Annotated in this window: 18 protein-coding genes and 4 tRNA genes; 3 read left to right on the top strand and 19 right to left on the bottom strand. The window is 38.9% G+C overall.

The genetic code is table 11. From position 1 onward, the window contains the following. The 17 genes from H4J57_RS16540 to argC form a co-directional block, all read right to left on the bottom strand. On the bottom strand, positions 1–203 hold a 203-nt coding region (locus tag H4J57_RS16540), incomplete at its 3' end, for a GTP-binding protein (protein ID WP_259364653.1). 67 nt (positions 204–270) lie between these two features. Then, positions 271–346: transfer RNA gene (locus tag H4J57_RS16535), tRNA-Thr, on the bottom strand. A gap of 13 nt (positions 347–359) precedes the next feature. After that, positions 360–433, bottom strand: a tRNA-Gly gene (locus tag H4J57_RS16530). A gap of 24 nt (positions 434–457) precedes the next feature. Continuing rightward, positions 458–542: transfer RNA gene (locus tag H4J57_RS16525), tRNA-Tyr, on the bottom strand. A 25-nt stretch (positions 543–567) separates the two neighbouring features. After that, positions 568–643: transfer RNA gene (locus H4J57_RS16520), tRNA-Thr, on the bottom strand. Positions 644–795: 152 nt separating this feature from the next. Beyond that, a complete protein-coding gene (locus H4J57_RS16515) occupies positions 796–1,512 on the bottom strand; it encodes a type III pantothenate kinase (protein ID WP_182243637.1) in 717 nt (238 codons plus the stop codon). Further along, entirely contained in the window at positions 1,509–2,519 is a 1,011-nt protein-coding gene (gene birA / locus H4J57_RS16510) for a bifunctional biotin--[acetyl-CoA-carboxylase] ligase/biotin operon repressor BirA (protein WP_182243636.1), read from the bottom strand. Before birA ends, H4J57_RS16515 begins: the two co-directional genes overlap by 4 nt. Positions 2,520–2,521: 2 nt before the next feature. Then, complete coding sequence (gene murB, locus H4J57_RS16505; RefSeq protein ID WP_182243635.1) at positions 2,522–3,547, bottom strand: UDP-N-acetylmuramate dehydrogenase; 1,026 nt, start codon at positions 3,545–3,547, stop codon at positions 2,522–2,524. Positions 3,548–3,636: 89 nt separating this feature from the next. Then, positions 3,637–5,802 carry a polysaccharide biosynthesis tyrosine autokinase gene (locus H4J57_RS16500; RefSeq protein WP_182243634.1) on the bottom strand — a complete coding sequence of 722 codons (2,166 nt, stop codon included), beginning with the start codon at positions 5,800–5,802 and terminating at the stop codon, positions 3,637–3,639. A 110-nt stretch (positions 5,803–5,912) separates the two neighbouring features. Then, a complete protein-coding gene (locus H4J57_RS16495; RefSeq protein ID WP_182216804.1) occupies positions 5,913–6,428 on the bottom strand; it encodes a polysaccharide biosynthesis/export family protein in 516 nt (171 codons plus the stop codon). Between the two features lie 15 nt (positions 6,429–6,443). Then, on the bottom strand, positions 6,444–7,637 hold the full coding sequence (locus H4J57_RS16490) for an outer membrane beta-barrel protein (protein ID WP_182243633.1): 1,194 nt from the start codon (positions 7,635–7,637) through the stop codon (positions 6,444–6,446). Positions 7,638–7,885: 248 nt separating this feature from the next. Continuing rightward, complete coding sequence (gene argA, locus H4J57_RS16485) at positions 7,886–9,205, bottom strand: amino-acid N-acetyltransferase (protein WP_182216800.1); 1,320 nt, start codon at positions 9,203–9,205, stop codon at positions 7,886–7,888. Between the two features lie 102 nt (positions 9,206–9,307). Beyond that, positions 9,308–11,251: an argininosuccinate lyase gene (gene argH, locus H4J57_RS16480; protein WP_182170403.1), complete on the bottom strand. Its 1,944-nt coding sequence runs from the start codon at positions 11,249–11,251 to the stop codon at positions 9,308–9,310. Positions 11,252–11,253: 2 nt separating this feature from the next. Beyond that, positions 11,254–12,525 (bottom strand): argininosuccinate synthase, encoded by a 1,272-nt coding sequence (locus H4J57_RS16475; RefSeq protein WP_182243632.1) that lies wholly within the window; start codon positions 12,523–12,525, stop codon positions 11,254–11,256. Between the two features lie 77 nt (positions 12,526–12,602). Beyond that, positions 12,603–13,553, bottom strand: a complete 951-nt coding sequence (locus H4J57_RS16470; protein WP_182243631.1) for an ornithine carbamoyltransferase — start codon at positions 13,551–13,553, stop codon at positions 12,603–12,605. 49 nt (positions 13,554–13,602) lie between these two features. Then, complete coding sequence (gene argB / locus H4J57_RS16465) at positions 13,603–14,409, bottom strand: acetylglutamate kinase (RefSeq protein WP_070375629.1); 807 nt, start codon at positions 14,407–14,409, stop codon at positions 13,603–13,605. Beyond that, positions 14,409–15,443, bottom strand: coding sequence for an N-acetyl-gamma-glutamyl-phosphate reductase (gene argC, locus H4J57_RS16460; protein ID WP_182243630.1), 1,035 nt, complete (start codon positions 15,441–15,443; stop codon positions 14,409–14,411). The genes argB and argC overlap by 1 nt, the downstream gene beginning before the upstream one ends. 185 nt (positions 15,444–15,628) lie before the next feature. Here argC and argE point away from each other — a divergent pair, with 185 nt between their 5' ends. After that, the gene (gene argE, locus H4J57_RS16455) at positions 15,629–16,777 is read left to right on the top strand and encodes an acetylornithine deacetylase (RefSeq protein WP_182222754.1); all 1,149 of its coding nucleotides are present in this window, start codon (positions 15,629–15,631) and stop codon (positions 16,775–16,777) included. A 78-nt stretch (positions 16,778–16,855) separates the two neighbouring features. Here argE and H4J57_RS16450 read toward each other — a convergent pair whose 3' ends face one another. Next, positions 16,856–18,757, bottom strand: coding sequence for a beta-ketoacyl synthase (locus tag H4J57_RS16450; RefSeq protein WP_182216791.1), 1,902 nt, complete (start codon positions 18,755–18,757; stop codon positions 16,856–16,858). A gap of 126 nt (positions 18,758–18,883) precedes the next feature. On the opposite strand from H4J57_RS16450, the gene H4J57_RS16445 reads away from it, so the two are divergent. Both H4J57_RS16445 and H4J57_RS16440 read left to right on the top strand, forming a co-directional pair. Further along, a complete protein-coding gene (locus H4J57_RS16445; protein ID WP_182222753.1) occupies positions 18,884–19,888 on the top strand; it encodes a GlxA family transcriptional regulator in 1,005 nt (334 codons plus the stop codon). 159 nt (positions 19,889–20,047) lie between these two features. Next, complete coding sequence (locus H4J57_RS16440) at positions 20,048–21,166, top strand: beta-ketoacyl-ACP synthase III (protein ID WP_070375624.1); 1,119 nt, start codon at positions 20,048–20,050, stop codon at positions 21,164–21,166. Between the two features lie 73 nt (positions 21,167–21,239). Here H4J57_RS16440 and H4J57_RS16435 read toward each other — a convergent pair whose 3' ends face one another. After that, positions 21,240–21,548: a metalloregulator ArsR/SmtB family transcription factor gene (locus H4J57_RS16435; RefSeq protein ID WP_083277999.1), complete on the bottom strand. Its 309-nt coding sequence runs from the start codon at positions 21,546–21,548 to the stop codon at positions 21,240–21,242. Positions 21,549–21,647 lie beyond the last annotated feature (99 nt).

Below are 21,647 nucleotides of genomic sequence, written 5' to 3'. Positions count from 1 at the left end.
ATGTGAGAAGTATTGATTGTAATACCACGCTCACGCTCTTCAGGAGCATTATCGATTTGTGCGAAATCTTTAACTTCACCACCGTGTACTTTAGTTAATACTGCAGAGATAGCAGCTGTTAAAGTAGTTTTACCGTGATCAACGTGTCCGATAGTACCAACGTTTACATGCGGTTTTAAACGTTCAAATTTTGCTTTAGCCATTATGTAATGCCTCTGAGATAAATTAACAAAAATAAAATAAATTTAGTGAGATAGAAATCTTAAGGAATGGTGCTGATAGGCAGATTCGAACTGCCGACCTCACCCTTACCAAGGGTGCGCTCTACCAACTGAGCCATATCAGCAATCACTTAAAGATGGAGCGGACGGCGAGAATCGAACTCGCAGCTTTAGCTTGGAAGGCTAAGGTATTACCACTATACGACGTCCGCTTTTCTATCTTCATTATTGCAAAGTGGTGGAGGGAGGTGGATTCGAACCACCGAAGGCTGAGCCGTCAGATTTACAATCTGATCCCTTTGGCCACTCGGGAACCCCTCCAATACTTTTACAACAATTTTATTAATGGTGCCGACTGCCGGAGTCGAACTGGCGACCTACTGATTACAAGTCAGTTGCTCTACCAACTGAGCTAAGTCGGCACTACATTAAGTGGTGCGAATTCTAGTGGAATGTTTTCTCCCTTGCAAGCGTAAAAACAAAAAAAAACCATGTTTTTAACCATTTGATGTTTTTTTAATCGCCTAACGTTAAATGTTGCCACAAACTGGCGATATAATTTGCCATAAGCGAATTAGAATCGTTGCATGCCGATAAAGACTAGCTCATCAATAATGTAATGTTGCCTGTTTAATAAAGCCGCTATTTTTTTAGCGTTACCGCCAGTAAGTAATACTTTATCTAATGAGACTTGTTTATTAGCTTGCTTGATACCTTGTTCAATAAAACCAAGTGTTGCTGCCCAGCAAGCATTATTGACACCGTCAGAGGTACTTTTACCAAAAGAAATGTTGGCCTGATGCTCTTGAGTTGCCAGCACTTTTGTAGTATTTGATAAAAGACTATTAAATAATATATCAATACCTGGCAAAATCCACCCACCTAAATGTATGCCCTGACTATCGAGTAAGTCTATGGTTGTCGCTGTTCCCGCGTCAATAATAAGGACATTCTCATCTGGGTACAAAATATTAGCCGCCAGTAACGTCAACCATCGATCAATACCTAACGTTGTCGGTTGTTGATAGCTTGAAGTAACGCCAAAGCGTTTACTTTCACTGTTTACTATGTGCAGTTCAATATTATGCTGCTGAGCATAGGCTATAAAGACCTCTATAATATAAGCTTCGCTAACACTCGCAACGACGATAGATACCACTGATTCAGTGATACTTGATAGCCACTTTTCATTAATGGTTTCATTTCTTTCACTTTGAATTATTGATAATTCACCTTGCTGCTCAAAAGTGTATTTGGTGCGAGTATTGCCAATATCAACTAATAACCTCATGTGTCAGCCCTCAAGCTAACTTCACCACCATAAATAGGACTAATTTGGCCATCAACTTCTAACAATAAAGCTCCTTGGTTATTAATGCCTCGACAAATACCTTTCTTTTCACGCGTGCCGGTGATTAACTTTATCGGTTTATTGATATAATAATCTTGTTTGGCCCACTCATTGGCCATAGACAACAACCCTTCATGTTGATGCTGCTGAAGCCTTAATGAGAGTTTAGAAATTAACGTTGCAGCTAAAACATTTCGGTCAATCGTATTAACCGCGTTATTTTCATGCTCGGTGGTACTTTGAATCATAGCTGTTTGCAAATCTGTCCAAGGTTGATCGACTTGTTCTGCACTTTTTTGGGGCATATTAATATTTAAACCAATACCAATAACACAGTGACACGGTTCAAGAGCTTGCCCATCCAAATCAATAAGGATACCAGCCAGCTTAACCCCGCCAAAATAAATGTCATTGGGCCACTTTAACTGCACATCAATTTGATAAAGTTCTTTTACTGCATCGCTAACCGCTAGAGCCGACACGACACTTAATCCCATAGCTGCCGCCATACCTTGCTCTAAATACCAATACATCGACATATATATATGTGAACCAAAAGGTGAGATCCACTTACGACCGCGTCGACCCCGCCCTGCATCTTGATATTCAGCTAAACAGACTTGCAAATTATGATTTTGATTGGGTAAACGACGCAATAAATAACTATTGGTTGAGTCAATAATATTATGCACTTCGACTTTGTTTTTCTGACCCAATGCACTTAACTTGTATTGAATTTCTTTTTCATCTAATAGTGTTAACGGTTCTGATAATTTATAGCCTTTGCCGGTAACACTATAAATATCAAGCCCCATTTCAATTAGCGAGGCGATATGATTAGATATTGCTGCGCGACTCACCCCTAGCTGCTCACCTAACCATTGCCCAGAAACAAATTGTCCATCGGCTAAATATTGTATTAATTGCTCTCGTATTGCTTTGGCCATGATCAGTTTATAGCTCCTAAGGTAACTTCGCCCTGCTCACCGAGCATTCTTACTTCTGGTTGCAGCATAATGGCAAATAATGCTAATACGGTTTGCTGTACATGTAGGGCTAAATTTTTGATATCTGCCCCGCAGGCCGAATCAATATTGGTTAGCACTAGCGCTTGCTTATTATGCACAGCTGCACCGTTGAGTTGATAACCTTTAAGCCCTGCTCTTTCAATTAACCAACCTGCTGCTAGTTTAACAGTGCCATTATCTTGTTGATAAGCCGCAATTTCTGGATGGTTACTTTTTAATAATAAAAACTGCTCAGCGCTAACCACAGGGTTTTTAAAGAAGCTGCCAGCGTTTGGGATAACCTTAGGATCAGGTAACTTAGCATTTCGTATGGCAATCACAGTATCCATAATAACCCTAGCATGACTATTTTTGGGCAAGGTGTTTAATCCTTGGTAATTCAGCTTAGGCTGCCAGTTTTTTGGAAAACGTAAAGTAATATCTGTGATGATACCTTTATTTTTTAAAGCATTTTTAAAAATACTATCGCGATAGTCAAATTGACATTGTGCCTGAGTTAACTGCTGTGATTTATTTTTAGCAAAATCAAACCAAGTTACACTTTCAATAAAATCAGCAATCTCAACGCCATAAGCACCAATATTTTGTACTGGAGCAGCGCCAACACTGCCAGGAATAAGTGCTAAGTTTTCTAGACCGTTAATGCCTTCATCAATACAAAAGCATACCAAGTCATGCCAATTTTCACCACAAGCGGCATTGACCTGATAATATTCTTCGGTTTCATTAACATGAATCCCTAAAAACTCAGGCTTAATAATTACCGGTGTTACACCCTCGACAAAAAGCGTATTACTGCCCGCGCCTAAAATATAAAAAGGTTCGCTAGTCACCGCTGCTAATAATTGCAGATCTTGTTCACTATTTGGATAATAAATAATGGGTGTCGTTGCATAGACTGCAAAACTGTTATTTTTTTGTAGGGAAAATTGTTGGCGTGATTTCATATTATAAGCAGAAGTACTTGCTGGTAAAAACTTACTCTTATTCTACCGCAGTTTTCAATAAGCGGAAGAGGTTAATATTGAGAAAAATATTAACATTGTTTGCGTACGGGTAGTTTAACAATATTATTAGCGCGTTCGTTGTAATACTTGTTTTGATATTTATCAGCATCAATGCTTTGGCTGTGGTTGATTATGATGCCTTCAATGGGTGCATTGACTTGCTTTAGCATACGTAAACCTGTGGTAATTTGCTCTCGTTTCGTTTTTTCACCATGAACAACATACAAAACCGTTTCAACTAATTTAGAAATAATAGCCGCATCACTCACAGCATTTACCGGTGGTGTCTCAATAATAATTCGGTCATAAAAATTACCAAAAACTTTAATGAGCATATTAAGGCGCTTCATTGATAAAAAAACTAGCGGATTAGCCGGAGAAATACCTGAGGTTAAAATATCTAACTTTAAGTTTTTATCGCGGATAATACATTCATTAATTTGATGTGTTTTCGCTAATAAATTTGATAATCCTGGCCGATGTGGACTTAAATTCATATTTTTTGCTACGGTCGGATGTCGCATATCCGCTTCAATGAGCAAAACCTTTTCCATTTCACTAAACGAGCGGGCTAAATGTAGTGCTATAGTCGACTTCCCTTCATTTGGCACCGAGGATGTTATCGCAATCACTTTAGCTGGCTTACTTTCGCCATTAAACAATAAAGAGGTTCTTAACGTGCGCACCGCTTCGGTAAAGCGATTATCTGTGTAATAGGGATCACTCTTTTTTTCAGCACTTGGCGCTTGAAACTTTGGTAAAATAGCGAGAACAGGTGCTTCGGTAAAGCTATCAAGTTTTCGACGTGAATTTAACGTATCCATTGATATCTCACGCATAATGATAATTATGGCAATAATCGCGAACGATAACATAAAACTCATAATCACTATGAGGGCTTTTTTGGGGGCGAATCTATCCGTGGGTATAATCGCTTTATCAATAAAACGCACGTAAAAGTTTGCTTTATAATTACCCATAGCGTCAGTCTCTTTTAAACGGACTAAATAGTTATTATAAAGTTCTTTATTGGTATCAACTTCGCGTTGCAATTGTGAAAATTTATTTTGTAAACGGCTCAAGCGTAAGTAATCTACTTTCGCAATTGCCAAACGATTATTCGTTGCTTTAACTTTTTCAGAAGAGTTTAGGTAATCTTTTTCAATAGATATTACAATTTCATCAACGAGCTGTACGATGCCTTTTTGTAATGACTCTAGCTCTGCTTGCACCGCTATACGTTTGGGGTGCTTGGGCCCGTAACGCTTGGAAAGCTCAAATATCTTACGTGCTGCTTTTTCATCGGCACGCCTTAATTGTACAAGATCACTTTGCTGACTGATTTCCTGAAGTTCCAGAAGTTGCGCGGTATTTTTTCGACGCTTTTGCATACTTTGGTAAGTTACTTCTAAATCATCTTTGATTTTTTCAGCTCGTATTGCTGAAGAAGTTAACTCGGTTAACTCAGAGCTAACTAAGCCAGCAATACCTAAAATATCAACAATACCTTCCGCTTCACGGTATTCTTGTAGTGCTTGCTCTGATGTTTCAAGCTTTTTCTCTAACTCTTCAAGTTGGTCAACAAGCCACTGCGACGTTGACTCCTTTGACGCGCTATGGATTTCATCTTGGTATTGAAGATAAGTGAGACCGATTTGATTAGCGACTTTTTGTGCTAATTGAGGTGAGTGAGCAGCAAAACTTATTTTAACAAGTTCGGTGCTCGCTATTGGAGCTATAGTTAAACGACTTTCAAAGATTGAGATTAAGCTACTGACCGTTGGTCTACTAGTCCGCTTTCCTATGTCAGCGAAGAAGCTTATTTTATCATTGTATTTACCACTATTAAATTCCTGATGTTCAACCAAATTTAAACTAATAATAACGCGCTCAGCAAATTTTCGAGACTTTAATAATTCGTACTGGGTTTTAACTTGCTCTTTACTGGCGCTAGATTCATTAAAGGCGTCATTAATCGATAAAGTATTAGCGGGTTTATTACTGCCTATTTGTAAAATAGCCGTGGCTTTAAAGGAAGGCTTGAGCAACGAAACATAAAAAGAAACCATCAGTGAAACGAGTAAAGTAAAGAAAACAATCTGCCAACGTCGAGACCAAAGCGGTCTTAAGACCTCTTTTAAATCTATCTCTTGGTTTGGGGCATTAAAATTTACGCTTTGATTATCGTTTAACATTACTGCTCATTATTATTTGCAAAACCACATATAAATACGGCTAATAAAATCTGTCGAAAATCCTTTTTTCAGTTTTTATAATTATTTTTATTGTTATTGTTATGTTTATTTTAGAAAAAACTTTGTTCTATTTTTATAATATCATCAGGGTGGATCTCAGTAGCAATATTCCCCTCTAACGTCACTTTAACACCTTTGACTAGTCGTGTGATTTTCCAATCAGAAGTCGACGCTCTATTAGATAATCCTCCAGCGATTGCGATGGCTTTATCTAAGGTCAAATAATCTTGATAAGGGTAACCTCCTGGTCGTGTAACTTGTCCGTGGATAAAAAACGGCCGATAAATAGACACAGAAACAGAGACTTGTGGGTCAACAATATAATCTCCTAGTAAGCCTTTTCTTATCGTGGTTTCAAGTTTCTTAGTTGATAAACCTATTACCTGTATATCAGCTAAAAACGGAAAAGATATAAAACCCGATTTATCAATTTTCACATCAGTTGTTAAATCGTCTTCACCGTAAACAACAATATGTATTTTATCGCCAGGGCCCAGTAAATAATCACTTGCCTCACAAAAAAAACTGCAGAACACTAAAATTAGTGACAAAACATAGTAACGCATATTTTTTATCCAATACTAAATATTAACATTAAAGCCTAACGATAAGCTATTGCCCTGGTTGTTTAGCCTATCATCACTTGCTGTTAGTTCTTTAAAAGTAAAACCTGCAAATACAGTCAGCCAATCATTACGTTGATAATTCAACCTAACCTCTGAGTATAAATAATCTTCATTAATCGTTTGCTCAAGGTAAACGACCTTTTCTTGTCTATAACCAACAACCGCAGATGTCTGAAAATAATCAGTCAGTTGATGAGTAAGTTGTAAATTAGTACTGTCAACAACTCGATAGCTATCGACAATTCTGTTGGTTGTTTCATAATTTCGTTGGGTGTTTATATTCATTTGCATAAAATTCGTTGGCTGCCAATTAATATCAACTCGCCATTTAAAGCGAGTATCGCTGGCAAATAATGTTTCTTCAAAAGTTAATCTTTGATAACCAATTAATGCTTGCAGTTGAGTTATAGCCGTCGATTGCCACTTCATACCGACTAATAGCGCATATATGTCTTTATTTAACGAGCTATTATTTTGAAAATTTGATTGGGTATAAGCTAAATCTGCAGCGAAATATGTCTTTCCTGACAGTAGATAATCAAAACTAGCCGCAACACTTTGATCAACACGGTCAAGTGCCTTATTTTCGGCTCGTCTTGTTTTATAGCGAAAGTCTTCTTGACCGATTGAAAGTTTTAATTTCGCCACTGAATCAATTTGGCCATATAAGTAGCCTATATTAGCGGCAAGCGATTTTTTATCATCTCCGCTTGTTATTGATTCTGCATTGCCTAAAGATAGGCCAGTACCGCGATATTCATAACTTTCCTGTAACTTAATATCTGCAAACAGTGTTTTGTTATGATCAAGCTTAAAGAAATAGCTTGGCTTAAATAATAAATTATTATGATCGTCTTCACTAAAGTGACTAAATTGGTAATGACTGACCTTTGTCGCTAATTGTATTAAATGTCGTGATAACTGTGTTTGAATAAAGACGGACGGTTCAATTTTTATGTAGCCGGTACTTTCTTCATCACTTCCTTGATTAAGAAAGTTACTTATTTGACCATATTCAGATAACAGCGTTGCTGTAAATTGATCACCACTTTCTAGCGCGAAGTCAGTTTCTGCTTTGAGCGTAAAAGAAGTCAGCAAAGTCATTGCAAAAGCAATGAGAAGAATGACTAAAAGTCTAAATATGACCATTGAAAAGTATAAACCTTACAAACAAATAACGAGCGCGGCACACAATATGCCCTAAAAGTAACGAATATGAAACATTACTGTTACATAAGTGCACGATTATTGTATATAAATGCTTTTATATTTACTTTGTTGCATAAATAAACAAACTCAAATATTTAAAGCCCACCTTAAAAACAAAAATGCCGCTTTTAAAAGCGGCATTTATTTTCATAAATAAACGTTGAATTGATAACAGCGAGACCTACCCACTAAATATGTTTGATGTATACCTTAGATTTTCGTTGGAAGTTATACAGCTGTTTTTTACCTTCAGGTAAATCTTCCATTGAACTTTCGATAAAACCTTGTTCTCGAAACCAATGACCACTGACCGTTGTTAAGACAAATAATGAGGTTAAGTGTTGATCAAAAGCTTTTACTTCTAAGGCATTCATTAAGCGTTCACCTCGATTTCCATTGCGATAATCAGGATGAATCGCCACACAGGCAATTTCTCCTGAACTTGCTTCGGGATAAGGATACAAAGCAGCACAAGCAATAATAACATCTTCCTTTTTAAGTACCGTAAAGCGATCAATTTCAACTTCAAGTAGTTCTCTTGAGCGCTTCACCAGAATACCTTCCTCTTCTAAGGGAGCAATCAGTTCTAAAATGCCACCGACATCATCGATGCTAGCGGTACAAACTTCTTCTTTATGATCTTTAGCAATTAAAGTACCGGCACCATCGCGGGTAAATAACTCTTGCAGTAAAGCACTATCACTTTGGTAGCTCACGCAGTGACAACGCTCTATACCATTTTCTCCACTCTCGATTATCGCTCTTAATAATAATTGGCGAACATGACAATCTTTATCATCCAATAACGTTTTTACTCGCCGTACACTACAGCTACGAATAAGCTCACCCGATTCATCAATTAAACCATCCTCTTGAGTAAAGGTAATTAATTTATCCGCTTTAAGGGCGAGTGCTGTTTTAGTCGCGACATCTTCAAGTGCTAAGTTAAACACCTCACCGGTAGAAGAGTAGCCAATCGGCGATAATACCACTATCGAGCCATAATCAAGCTGGGTATGAATACCGACCGCATCGATTCGTCTTACGCTACCGGTATATTTATAATCGACGCCATCACGGACCCCTATCGGTTTAGCAATGACAAAATTCCCGGTGCTAACACGAATTCGCGAACCATGCATAGGCGAGTTGACTAAGCCCATAGTGAGTAAAGCTTCGATATGTAAGCGCAATGAACCCGTCGCATCTTTTACTGCAACCAAAGTTTCAGCGTCGGTTACTCTAATATTATTTTCAATATGGCGAGTAATGTTACGCTGATCCATACGCTCTTCTATCTGTGGCCTAGCGCCATGAACTAAGACTAACTTAACACCCAAGCTACGCAACAAAGCAATATCATGAATAATATTGGCAAAATTTGGGTGAAGCACGGCTTCGCCACCAAACATAAGCACCACTGTTTTTCCACGGTGCGCATTAATATAGGGCGCAGCATTTCTAAACCATTTAACATAATTTTGTTCGTTATTATTGATGCTATCCATTTTCTAAGTTGTAACTACCTATTTGTTTATCCCAAACGCTAGCGTTTAGGATCTTAGCTAAAGTAAATACCTTGCCTAAATCAGTTAAAATGACGACTGAAATTATGCCTGTTGAGGCTGACTAAGTATGTATTCCATGGCGACTTCATCAGCAGGGTCTTTATGTGGGCTGGGTTCGCTATCTTCAATAATATTATCGGCTAGTGAACTTTTATCAATTAAGTTAAAACCAAGCTGCTGAAAATATTTTGGAATATAAGTTAAAACAATAATTTGCTCTAATTCCATTTGATAGGCAAACTCTAACAAATACTGAATAAGTGCTTTGCCTTGACCTTGCTGTTGAGCATCATCTTGTAAAACAACTGAGCGTATTTCAGCTAAACCTGTTTGATAGATATAAAGTGATGCGCTGCCAACAACCTTACCGTCAAGCTCGGCCACAACAAAATTCTGAATATCATGAATAATATTGTCACGTGACCGTGGCAGTATTTCCCCTTTATCGGCCCAAAAGTTGGTCAGTTGATAAATACTGTCAACATCAGACATTCTCGCTCGACGAACAGACATAGCGGCAGCACGTTGCGCATTTAAACGCTGTTTTACTTGCTTTAATGCCCTTTGAATTCTTTGTTTGCCTGGCGCACCAACAACTTGCTCATTTAAGATAGCTTCATTGCCAGACTGAGTAGTCGCCAGTGCTTTTTCAACTTGTGAACGAGAAGTACCGCCGAGTGCTTCACGCTTATTAAGTGTCGATTCAATAGAAAGGTGCTGATAAACATCTTGCTCAATTCTATCGCTGAATTCTTGTAGTTGGCTTATCGTTAAATCTTCTAAAGGTACACCTTTGTCAATAGCAGCTAATACGACTTCACCAACAATATGATGTGCTTCACGAAACGGAATATCTTTACCGACTAAATAGTCAGCAAGTTCAGTGGCATTCGCATAGCCTTGTTGTGCCGCGGCTAATGTCCGTGAGCGATTTACTTTCAGACCATCAGCAACAAGTACTGCCATTTCCATACATTCTTGCCACGTATCAAGCGCATCAAATAAACCTTCTTTGTCTTCTTGCATATCTTTATTGTAAGCAAGTGCCAACGCTTTCATTGTGGTTAACATCCCCGTTAAGGCGCCAAAAACACGACCTGACTTACCGCGGATTAATTCACAGGCATCAGGGTTTTTCTTTTGTGGCATTAATGATGAACCAGAACTGACCAAATCACTCATTTCAACAAAGCCAGCTTCACCTGAATTGTAGAAAATTAAATCTTCAGCGAAACGTGATAAATGCATCATTGAAATACTGGCTGAAGCCAACAATTCAATGACATGATCGCGGTCAGAAACAGCATCAAGACTGTTCATGGTGGCCGTTCTGAAACCTAAGCGACTTGCCAGTGCATTTCTGTCAATAGGATAAGCGGTACCTGCTAAAGCGCCTGAGCCCAGTGGCGAAACATCTAAACGATAAAGCGCATCTTTTAAACGGCCAATATCACGGTTAAACATTTCTACATACGCTAAACACCAATGACCAAAAGTTATTGGCTGCGCTCTTTGTAAATGGGTATAGCCTGGTAGTACCGTATCTTTTTCACGTTCTGCTAAATTCATCATCGCTTGTTGTAAATTGACAAGAGCAAACAGTAAATCGCCGCCCTTTTCTTTACACCATAGCTTTAAATCAGTCGCCACTTGGTCATTACGGCTGCGCCCTGTATGAAGTTTCTTACCTAAGTCACCCGTTTTTTCAATTAGCTGGATCTCTACCCAACTATGAATATCTTCCGCATCAGACAGCAATATTTGTTGCGGATTTTCTTCTACCGACGCTTTTAATTCTTGCAATGCTGCCGTTAAGCGAACCAGTTCATCTTCATTTATAACGCCTACTTCATGAATAGCTTGCGCCCAGGCTATTGAACCAACAATGTCTTGCACTGCCATGCGGTAATCTACCGGCAATGAGTCATTGAACTTCTTAAATTGTAAACTCGCCTTTTCTTTAAAACGTCCACCCCATAAAGCCATGACTATTTTTCCTTATGCTTTAGCACAGTATCTTTTTGAGAAAGTGCGGTGATCCTACTCGATAAGCTAAATAAACGAATAAATCCTTCGGCGTGTTTTTGGTCATAAACATCGTCAGCACCAAAAGTAGCAAATGCTTCAGAATACAAACTATTTGGCGAACGACGTTGTATGACTTGCGCCATGCCTTTATACAATTTAACAACCACATCACCCGTTAGTTTTTCGGCAAATGAGGCAGCAGAAGCCAATTGAGCCTTAGCAAGCGGGGTAAACCAGCGACCATCATAAATAACATGTGAAAATTCAAGGCCAATAGATTCGCGATATTTAAGTGACTCTTTGTCGAGAATAAGTGTCTCTAAACCTTTATAAGCCGCCATCAAAATAGTACCGCCTGGCGTTTCATAACAACCACGAGACTTCATACCAACCAAGCGGTTTTCGACAATATCGATTCTACCAACGCCGTGGGCAGCTCCTTTAGCATTTAAGTACATTAACGCTTGATAAGCACCGGCACTGTTTTCCTGGCCATTACCAGAGAAGTCTATACCATCAATAGCAACAAGCTCACCGTCAGCAAAACTTAATTGTACTTTTTCAGGCTCATCAGGCGCATCCATAGGATCAACTGTCATGGTCCATACTTCTTTTGATGGCTCACACCAAGGGTCTTCTAACTCACCACCTTCATGAGAAATATGCCAAGCATTAGCATCACGACTGTAGATTTTAGTTAATGAAGCCGCACAAGGAATGTTACGTTCGGCAAGATAATCGAGTAAGTCTTCACGCGAAACCATGTCCCACTCACGCCATGGGGCGATGACGGTAAGCTCTGGCGCTAGTGCAGCAAAACAAGACTCAAAACGAACTTGGTCGTTGCCTTTACCCGTACAACCATGACACACGGCATCAGCACCCACTTTAAGAGCGATTTCTATGTGCGCTTTAGCAATAATAGGTCGTGCCATTGACGTACCTAATAAATATTGACCTTCGTATACCGCACCGGTTTTTAAAATGGGGTACACATACTCTTTTATGTATTCTTCTTTAAGATCAACCACGTAACATTCAGATGCCCCTGAAGCAATCGCTTTCTCTTTAACACCTTCAAGCTCTTCATCACCTTGGCCGACATCAGCACAAAACGCGATAACCTCACAGCCTTGATAATTTTCTTTTAACCATGGAATAATCGCTGAGGTATCTAATCCACCAGAATATGCTAATACTACTTTTTTGATTTGTTTTTTTGCTAAAGCCATTGTCTTATTCCTAACTAATCTTGATAAATTGTCATGCTGAATATAAATCAGCTGCTGACCTAATAATTTCTACACTATTATTTAGCTAATAGCGTAACGAGTACCGCATTTTGCGCCCACATTCTATTTTCTGCTGCTTGGAAAACTACCGACATTTCACTGTCAAAAAGTGCGGTTGTTATTTCTTCCTCTAAGTGCGCTGGTTGGCAATGCATCACAATACTGGCGCCACTGCCTTTCATCATTTGATGGTTCACTTGATAGGGTGCAAACTTCTCTAGAAGTGCAGCTTTTTTACTGGCATCTTCAAAGCCCATTGATACCCATGTATCGGTATAAATAGCATCTTGCGGCCCTAAAGCCTCAACATCTGATGTAAGTACCAACTTACTCCCTGACTTATCTGCAAAAGCTTTCGCTTTACTCAATAATTGTGCTTCTGGTTCATGCCCCGCTGGGCAAACCAAGGTAAAATCGACCCCTAGTATTGCAGCCATAAACATCAACGAATTGGACACATTGTTACCATCACCAATATAAGCAAGTTTAACCTTTGTTAAATCTATACCTTTACCTAAAACAAAATATTCTTGCAAAGTGACAAAGTCAGCTAGTGCTTGGCACGGATGATATATATCACACAGTGCATTAATCACTGGAATAGTTGCGTGCTCAGCTAAACCTTCGATGGCGCTGTTTTCAAAAACACGTGCAACGATAGCGTCAGCATAGCAAGAAAGATTTTTAGCGTAATCACTAACTCGTTCTCGCTCACCTAGTTTGCCATTTTGTTGGCCTAAATATAGCGCATGGCCGCCTAATTTGTTAATACCCATATCAAAACTAACGTGTGTTCTTAATGAAGGTTTTTCAAAGAGCATCACTACAGATTTACCCGCTAAAGCTTTACTATAGTCGCTAGGATGGTTTTTAATCTTTATCGCTAAAGCAATCAGATCAATTATTTGTGTTTTAGTCAGTTGATCATCTGCTAAAAAGTTTTCTAATCTTGTGTGTGTCGTTGACATGATAAGTCCTATCCGAAAAATCGTTAAATTAAGTGTGACTTAACTGTGGTTAATGTGGCTGAATGCGTGTGCCAATTGCATCACCCTTTATTAGATTGATGATTTGCTCAGGCGACTGCCAACTGGCAACCGCGATACTTCGTCGCAATTGGCTTGCTGCATGCAAAGCGGCATTAACTTTTGCGGTCATCCCACCAGCAATAACACCTTGCTCTATTAAGGAATTTGCCTGAGTTTTACTCAGTGAAGCAATATATTCGCCACGCGCATCTTTTACACCATTAACATCGGTTAGCAGTAGCAATTCGGCATTTAGTAACTGACAAATTGCGACAGCTGCATCATCCGCATTAACATTCACTAACTCACCATTGGCTAATGAACCAATAGAAGAGATAACCGGCAAAAAGTTTGCACTTAAAAGTGTATCGAGTAACTTACTATTATTTGCACTAGGCTCACCCACCATACCCAGGCCTTTATCGCTTAACTGACACGAAACCATATCACCATCGACCAGTGACAATCCAACGGCTTGCATGTGTAAACTTGCTGCAGTGGCAACAATCGCTTTATTAACACTACCTGCTAATGCACCCGCAATAAGGGGCATTTGCTCTTGAGGTGTAACACGTAAACCCTGTTTTTTTTCTGAAGTAAAACCAGCTTGGCTGAGTATTTCATCAACAACACAGCCGCCGCCATGCACTAGCACCACGGCTTGATTTTTTAATGTCGCGATAATTTTTAATAAATCAGCTAAAGCATCTTTTTTTTCAAGAATAGCGCCACCGATTTTGATCACTAATGGCTTGTTAGTTTTAGACGTTACTGATGTGTTTATTGTCTTAGTCATTAACTCTTTCCCAAAGTTACATTGTGCAACAAACTATACTCACTCGCTAAACCCAGAGAAATATTCGCACATTGCACCGCTTGTGAAGCAGCACCTTTTAATAAATTATCGATAGCACAACTCACCACAACAACTTGTTTTTCTTCATCGACTTGCCAATGTAAATCAGCAAATGGTGTATTAGCCACATTGTCTATTTTCGGCCAAGCGCCGGTTAAGCGCACCAATGGCTTATCTTGATAAGCGTTTAAAAAAGCTTCGTTAATATGTTTTGTCGTAATACCTGCTTTGATTTGCAAAGTGACAGTTGCCAGCAATCCTCTTTTATAAGGTGCAAGGTGAGGATTAAAAATAACCGCGGCATTAGCTTCTTGGCTTATCTCGGGTTGATGCCTGTGTTGTAAAATATTGTAGGGTGTTAGGCTGACTTCATAAAAGCTTGTCGCTAATGAGGCTTTTCTACCCGCACCGCTGACGCCGCTGATCCCATTAACAACAATGAGAGAGTTTTCAAGATGGTAGTTATTTACGGTAATCGGCTTAAGTGATAATAAACTTGCTGTTGGGTAACAACCAGGTACAGCAACTAATTGTGTATTAGCAATATCATCTTGCTGCCATTCGGCTAAACCATAAGTTGCTTGGGCAAGCGCCAATAAGTTTTTATGTTCAAAACCATAGAATGTTGGATAATCTTCACTATTTTTTAAACGAAAACCACCCGAGAGATCGAAAACCTTAACACCTTTCTCAACAAAAGCTTGTGCCCAGTCAGCACTGAACTCATGCGGAGTAGCAAAGAATACCGCATCAAGCTTTTGTACCGTATCATCGAACCAACGCTGTGAAAAACAGACTAAAGGTAAATCACATACGCCTAAGTAACGCGGATGTAATTGCGAAAAGGTCATATCTGCCGAGCTACTGTTTTCTGACACCAGTAAATATTCAAGGGAAATTTTATCGTGCGCAGACAATAAATTAATCAGCTCTGCACCCACATATCCACTTGCTCCAATAACCGCGACTTTCATACAACCTCATCTATTAATTTTTTATTAACCTAAGGAAAGCAGAAAACAAATTATTTTCAATAGCCTTCTATATTTAGGTTATTTACACTAGAATAGGAAAATAACACCCAATGACTCGTTATGCAACAAATAAGCATAATTACCCATGCTTTTTTTTATTTATTCATTTTCAACTGTGAGCCACTATGAAAAATTTGCCCAACTTTACTGATTCATTAACACAACTTATTGCCAGTGCTTCTATTAGCTCGACACAAGCGAACTGGGATCAAGGGAATTTAGCAGTTATTCAACTATTGGCAAGTTGGTTTGAACAACTCGGTTTTAGTATCGACATTCAAGCGGTGCCAGAAACGCGCAATAAATATAATTTATTAGCAAAACTAGGTAGTGGAACAGGAGGATTGTTACTGGCAGGTCATAGTGACACTGTACCTTTTGATGAAAATCGTTGGCAGTCAGACCCGTTCAAAATTGTTGATAAAGATAATAAATTTTATGGTTTAGGCACGTGTGATATGAAAGGTTTTTTTGCTTTTATTTTACAAGTTTGTAAAGGATTAACCGCGCAACAGTTAAAAAAACCACTTTACATTTTGGCCACCGCAGATGAAGAAACCACCATGGCTGGCGCACGTTTTTTCACCAAAAACCAACAGATAAAACCCGATGTTGCTATTATTGGTGAGCCAACAAATTTGGTCCCTGTCATCATGCATAAAGGTCATATGTCCCATCGCATAACTATTCAAGGTCAATCAGGACACTCAAGCAAGCCAAGTTTAGGCGTGAATGCGATAGAAATTATCCATCAAGTGATTGGCCAATTAATGCAACTCAAAGAAAAATTGGCTCTCAATTATAGTAATCAAGCCTTTGATGTAAAGGAGCCAACCCTTAATTTTGGCGCAATACACGGTGGCGACAATGCTAATAGAATTTGTGGTCACTGCGAGTTAGACATTGATATGCGTGCCCTACCCGGCATGACTGACAGCGAACTTATCTTACTACTCAGTGAAGCGTTAAAACCGTTAGCTGAAAAATACCCTAATAGAATTTCATTTAGTGAATTGGATCCGAGTTCACCCAGCTTTGAACAAAGTAAAAACAGTGATTTTGTCACTATAGCCGAAGAAATAAGTGGTCATTCATGTTGTGCGGTTAACTATGCGACCGAAGCTCCTTTCATCCAACAACTGGGTTGTCAAACTATCGTTTTAGGTCCTGGTTCAATTGATCAAGCACACCAGCCTAATGAATTTCTAGCGCATAGCGAAATTGATAAAACTGAACAACTATTACTGAAGATGATCGAAAGATACTGTTTATAAAGGTACAAAAAAGCAAAGCGATAATGCTTTGCTCTTTCGTTTTTACTTAGTATAACCTTGCAAGGGGTTAAGTTATGACTACACCATATCCGCAAACGGATTTTTACTGGGTAAGGCAATACTATTAGTAAAGCCGGTCATTGAGATATTTTCAGTGTTAATTTCAATATCATCATCACCTAGTACACCCACACCAAATTTATAAATTAATTCAAACTGTCCATTGTTGGCTTTTTCTTGATAGATACTTTGTTTCACTTCAACCGCAGATAACTTTTCTTGGTAACGGGTCATTTCTGCTATGCTATATCGTTTTTTCAGCATAGAGAGCGTTACGTCTGGTGAGAGTATAGTGGCCGTGGCATTGTTACCGCCAAAACCTTTTGAATTGATGAAAGCAACATCCATCGCTTCACACTGCCAGTGATCAAGAGCGATATTCAAGCGCTCATTATGAACATCATCGGCTATCGATTTAATGGTCGTAATACCCGGCATAATATTATGAGCAAAAACACCTAGCGCCATAGTGATTTGGTCACCACTTGCTGGTGCAATAGTATGGCCAACATAAGCTTTAGGCGCGGCTACCGGCCAATTATGAATATCAAAAGTTTCTGCCAAACGGTGATAAATTAACGACTCGGTGATACGGTTTTGTGGGGTACTTGAACCATGAGCTAATATAAAGCTACGCTTTTGTACCGACTCTTCCCCTAAAATACTTTTTGCTAATGCCACTGACTTCGCCATGGTAATGTAATTACCAGGACCTGGAGCGGTAATAGATTTTTTAATACCATCGGCATTAATGAATACATCAGCAACCGATCCCAAAGGTTTAGCGCCTAATTCAACGGCTAATTCGTCATCCATAATCACCAGAAAGTGTGCAGCTTCACCAATAGTAAAACCACAGTTTTCACCAAACGGTCGACTGGTATTACGGTGGTCAGCTTGGCCATCGGTAATACCATCAAGTTTTTTCAAACCTTCTTCATTAGCCAGTGCGCTCATGTTACCGAAACCTTCAATAATTTCCGGTGTTATTGGGCTTTCACTACTGCCCACAATAGCAACACGCACTCGACCTGATTTAATATCTTGAATAGCATTACGTAAGTTATAAAGAAAACTTGCACAAGCGCCAGTCGAAGTCGAAGTGGTACCCACACTGCCGGTCACATAACCATTAATAAAATCAGCTGACATGGTGTTTAAGCCCAACGCTAAGTTTTTAGTGGTAACACGATCGCCATGCAAACGATTTTGCAACATGCCCCCTAAACCTTCCGATTGCATTTGACCGAAAGCTGAAGAAGAATAAGTACCCACGTGGTCTGGGCTTACTTTTTCTAATATTTCATCCCAACTAAAGCCCGTTGAATGAATAGCGTCTGCAGCACCAAAAATAGTCGTTTGTAAGCCACGTGGCTGATAACGACTATTATATAATGTCGACGGTTCAAAGCCGGTAGGTAATTGCCCCGCTGCTTTAATCGGATTATCGCGATAACTACTATGTTTAATATCTAAATTATCAGTAATTTCAACCTTTACACGTTTATCTGCTAAGGGTGTTACTGTCCATGAGCGCGGTAAGGGTTTTGGTAATTCTTTTTCTTTAATTTCAAAAGTAATATTTTCAGTGCTCGGTGTTGCCGCCATATTTGTGTGGCAATGCGTCGCGTCAGGGTCAAAGTGATTATTTTCAATTTTACGGATAAGGGTGCCATCAAGAATTTGCTGGCCAAAACGTGCTTCTACTTCGCTTAATGCAACACTATTACCCTCAACGTCAACTAACTGACCTGCTTGGAAAGTTAAGATATTCATCAAAGTAGCAAGACCAACAAAAGTTTCTTGGCGTGCTTCTGCAGTTAATTTGTCGATAACAATACGACGAAAACCTTGATGAAACGAGGTGCGGCCAGCAGCGTTTACGCCGCCCATGCCAACAATAATAGGTAAAGCAGTCATTTATAATTCTCTTAAATACATGAGTCGTAATTCTTGTCACTAGTGTAAAAAGAAATACCAATAATTAATTGTCGTTTTCAGCCATAAACAATACAATAACAGCCAAATGTTGCAAAAGTTATTAATATGCCACTCAAGACAAGCCGAAAAACAATCAATGTTGCCTTGGTTTTATATGATCATATGTTAGCAACCAGCGTAAGCTTACCTATTGAAATGCTTAGGGCAGGCGAAGCTTTTGCTCGAAGAGAAGATAGGCAATCACCTAAACTCAGTATTGAAATGGTGAGCGAACTATTAGCCCCAGTGCGCACCAGAGCACTTATTAAGCTTTATCCCGATAAAGATATTGAGCATGCCCAAAGTCCAGATTATATTTTTATTCCTAGTCTTTGGCGCAACCCTAGGCCAATAATCAAAAAACAGCCCAAAATGGTAAGTTGGCTTAATCGTATGTGGCAACAAGGTTCAACGCTTATTGGTGGTGGTACAGGGGTTTGTTTTATTGCTGAGTCAGGACTACTTGATCATCATCCGGCAACAACACACTGGCATTATGTTGACCAATTCAAAAGAAATTATCCTAACGTTGAATTGAAACCAGATTTTTTTATTACCCAGTCAGAACGTATTTACTGTGCGGCAAGTTTAAATGCCTTAGCTGATATTACCGTTCACGTTATTCATCAAACGTACGGTGAGACTGCTGCACAACATGTTGAGCGTAATTTCTCTCATGAAATAAGAAAACCATATGAAGAACAACGTTATTTAGAAGGTGCGGTCGATCGACATCCTGATGAATTGATCACTCAAATTCAATTCTGGATGCGTACTAATCTATCATCAACATTATCGCTTACTGAACTCGCGTTACAATTTGGTATTAGCCATAGAACCTTTAGTCGGCGTTTTAAAAATGCTACCGGCGTTAAAGCCTCTCATTATTGGCAAAAAATGCGTGTAGAAACAGTCAAAGATTTACTATCCTCAAGTAATCTGTCTATTCAAGAAATCGCTTTTCAGGTGGGTTATCAAGAGCAAGGCCAGTTAACTCGGCTGTTTAAGAAACAATTAAAACTCACTCCAAGAGACTATCGAGCAATGGTGCGTAAAAAGCTTTTTAATTAACGGTTAACGTCTATCAAACAAGCTAAATTTTTGACAGTGCACTTTTATCAGTAACGGGTATAATCCATAACAGATAAATTAAAAGCATTGAAGTGCTTGTACTTTAATACAATAAGTCTCATGGTACGACCACTAGAAAATTACAAACGGAGAAAATACATGTCAATCGTGATCAGTGGTACAGGTCTATTTACACCACCACACAGTATTTCAAACGATGAATTAGTCACCGCATTTAATCAATATGTTGAAGACTATAATATTGAAAATGCCGCCGCTATTAACAGTGAGCAGTTAACGGCCTTAAAACCGTCTTCAAGTGAATTCATTGAAAAAGCATCAGGCATTAAAAGTCGCTATGTTATGTATAAAGACGGCGCACTTGACCCTAAAACCATGATGCCACTTATTCCTCAGCGTAGTGATGAGCAATTATCAGCACAAGCAGAAATGGCTGTTGGCGCCGCGAAACAAGCGATGGCTGCAGCAAATAAAACAGCAGACGATATCGATTTAATCATTGTTGCTTGTTCATACACACAACGCGCTTATCCTGCAATTGCCATTGAAGTACAAAAAGAACTAGGTTGTAAAGGTTGGGCTTACGATATGCTCGTCGCTTGTTCATCGGCAACCTTTGGTATTATGAATGCTTCAAATGCTTTGCATGGCGACACAGCAAAAACAGTGTTAGTGATTAACCCTGAACTCAATTTTCCACAAATTAATTTACGCGACCGCGACAGTCACTTTATCTTTGGCGATGTTGCAACGGCTATTGTTATTGAAAAACAAGCAACCGCTACGGCTGACCATTGCTTTAAAATATTAACTAAGAAGCCGATCACGACCTTTTCTAATAACATTCGTAGTAACTTTGGTCATATCAATAAATGTGATCCAGAAACCATGCTTGATAATGACAAAATGTTTGTTCAGCAAGGACGAAAAGTTTTTAAAGAAGTACTGCCAATGGTCTCTCAATTAATTACCGAGCAAATGGCAGAAGCAAATGTTGAAGCTAAAGATTTAAAAAGGTTATTTTTACATCAAGCCAATATCAACATGAATAACTTTGTTGCAAAGAAAGTATTAGGCCGTGACCCTATGGGCAATGAAGCGCCAATTATTTTAGACAAGTTTGCAAATACGGCTTCGGCGGGTTCTATTATTGCTTTTCACTTGAACCATGATGATATGGTTACTGGCGATAAAGCTTTAATCTGTTCTTTTGGTGCCGGTTATTCGGCAGGCTGTATCGTTATAGAGCATATTTAATTCTGCTGTGCGGTTAAGTCACTGAGAAAAACCTCTGTGACTTAATCGTTAATTAACCTTTAACCTTTAACCTTTAACAAAACTCACTATGTAAAAAAGTAATTAGCTTTACTATCGATGGATGAGCAATTGTGTAGTATATCGTTTGTGATTCTCGGCGAGTTTTTACCAAGCCGTCTTTTCTCAATCGAGCTAAATGCTGCGATAAACTCGACTGGCTCAAATCAATAAAACCATTAAGCTCTGATACCGACATTTCTTTCTCACCTAAATAGCAAAGTATCAATAATCTATTTTCATTACTCATCGCCTTCAGTAACTCAGCGGCTTGAGTTGCATTACCACGCATTTCAGCTATGTCTATTTGAGTTTCATTATTCATCATTTGGGTCTTTATTGTCAGCAAAAAGTAAATATTAATTGATATTACATTAGATAGTGCTAATATAAAAGTACATTACATTTATCTAATATAATAACT

Origin of the sequence: Colwellia sp. BRX8-7, assembly GCF_014077275.1 — a bacterium.
Classification (GTDB): Bacteria; Pseudomonadota; Gammaproteobacteria; order Enterobacterales; family Alteromonadaceae; genus Colwellia_A.
This window is presented reverse-complemented; position numbering and strand designations above follow the sequence as displayed.

Coding starts and splice junctions, on each gene's coding strand:
- H4J57_RS16515 (WP_182243637.1), bottom strand. CDS start 1,512: ATGAGGTTATTAGTTGATATTGGCAATACTCGCACCAAATACACTTTT.
- birA (WP_182243636.1), bottom strand. CDS start 2,519: ATGGCCAAAGCAATACGAGAGCAATTAATACAATATTTAGCCGATGGA.
- murB (WP_182243635.1), bottom strand. CDS start 3,547: ATGAAATCACGCCAACAATTTTCCCTACAAAAAAATAACAGTTTTGCA.
- H4J57_RS16500 (WP_182243634.1), bottom strand. CDS start 5,802: ATGTTAAACGATAATCAAAGCGTAAATTTTAATGCCCCAAACCAAGAG.
- H4J57_RS16495 (WP_182216804.1), bottom strand. CDS start 6,428: ATGCGTTACTATGTTTTGTCACTAATTTTAGTGTTCTGCAGTTTTTTT.
- H4J57_RS16490 (WP_182243633.1), bottom strand. CDS start 7,637: ATGGTCATATTTAGACTTTTAGTCATTCTTCTCATTGCTTTTGCAATG.
- argA (WP_182216800.1), bottom strand. CDS start 9,205: ATGGATAGCATCAATAATAACGAACAAAATTATGTTAAATGGTTTAGA.
- argH (WP_182170403.1), bottom strand. CDS start 11,251: ATGGCTTTATGGGGTGGACGTTTTAAAGAAAAGGCGAGTTTACAATTT.
- H4J57_RS16475 (WP_182243632.1), bottom strand. CDS start 12,525: ATGGCTTTAGCAAAAAAACAAATCAAAAAAGTAGTATTAGCATATTCT.
- H4J57_RS16470 (WP_182243631.1), bottom strand. CDS start 13,553: ATGTCAACGACACACACAAGATTAGAAAACTTTTTAGCAGATGATCAA.
- argB (WP_070375629.1), bottom strand. CDS start 14,409: ATGACTAAGACAATAAACACATCAGTAACGTCTAAAACTAACAAGCCA.
- argC (WP_182243630.1), bottom strand. CDS start 15,443: ATGAAAGTCGCGGTTATTGGAGCAAGTGGATATGTGGGTGCAGAGCTG.
- argE (WP_182222754.1), top strand. CDS start 15,629: ATGAAAAATTTGCCCAACTTTACTGATTCATTAACACAACTTATTGCC.
- H4J57_RS16450 (WP_182216791.1), bottom strand. CDS start 18,757: ATGACTGCTTTACCTATTATTGTTGGCATGGGCGGCGTAAACGCTGCT.
- H4J57_RS16445 (WP_182222753.1), top strand. CDS start 18,884: ATGCCACTCAAGACAAGCCGAAAAACAATCAATGTTGCCTTGGTTTTA.
- H4J57_RS16440 (WP_070375624.1), top strand. CDS start 20,048: ATGTCAATCGTGATCAGTGGTACAGGTCTATTTACACCACCACACAGT.
- H4J57_RS16435 (WP_083277999.1), bottom strand. CDS start 21,548: ATGAATAATGAAACTCAAATAGACATAGCTGAAATGCGTGGTAATGCA.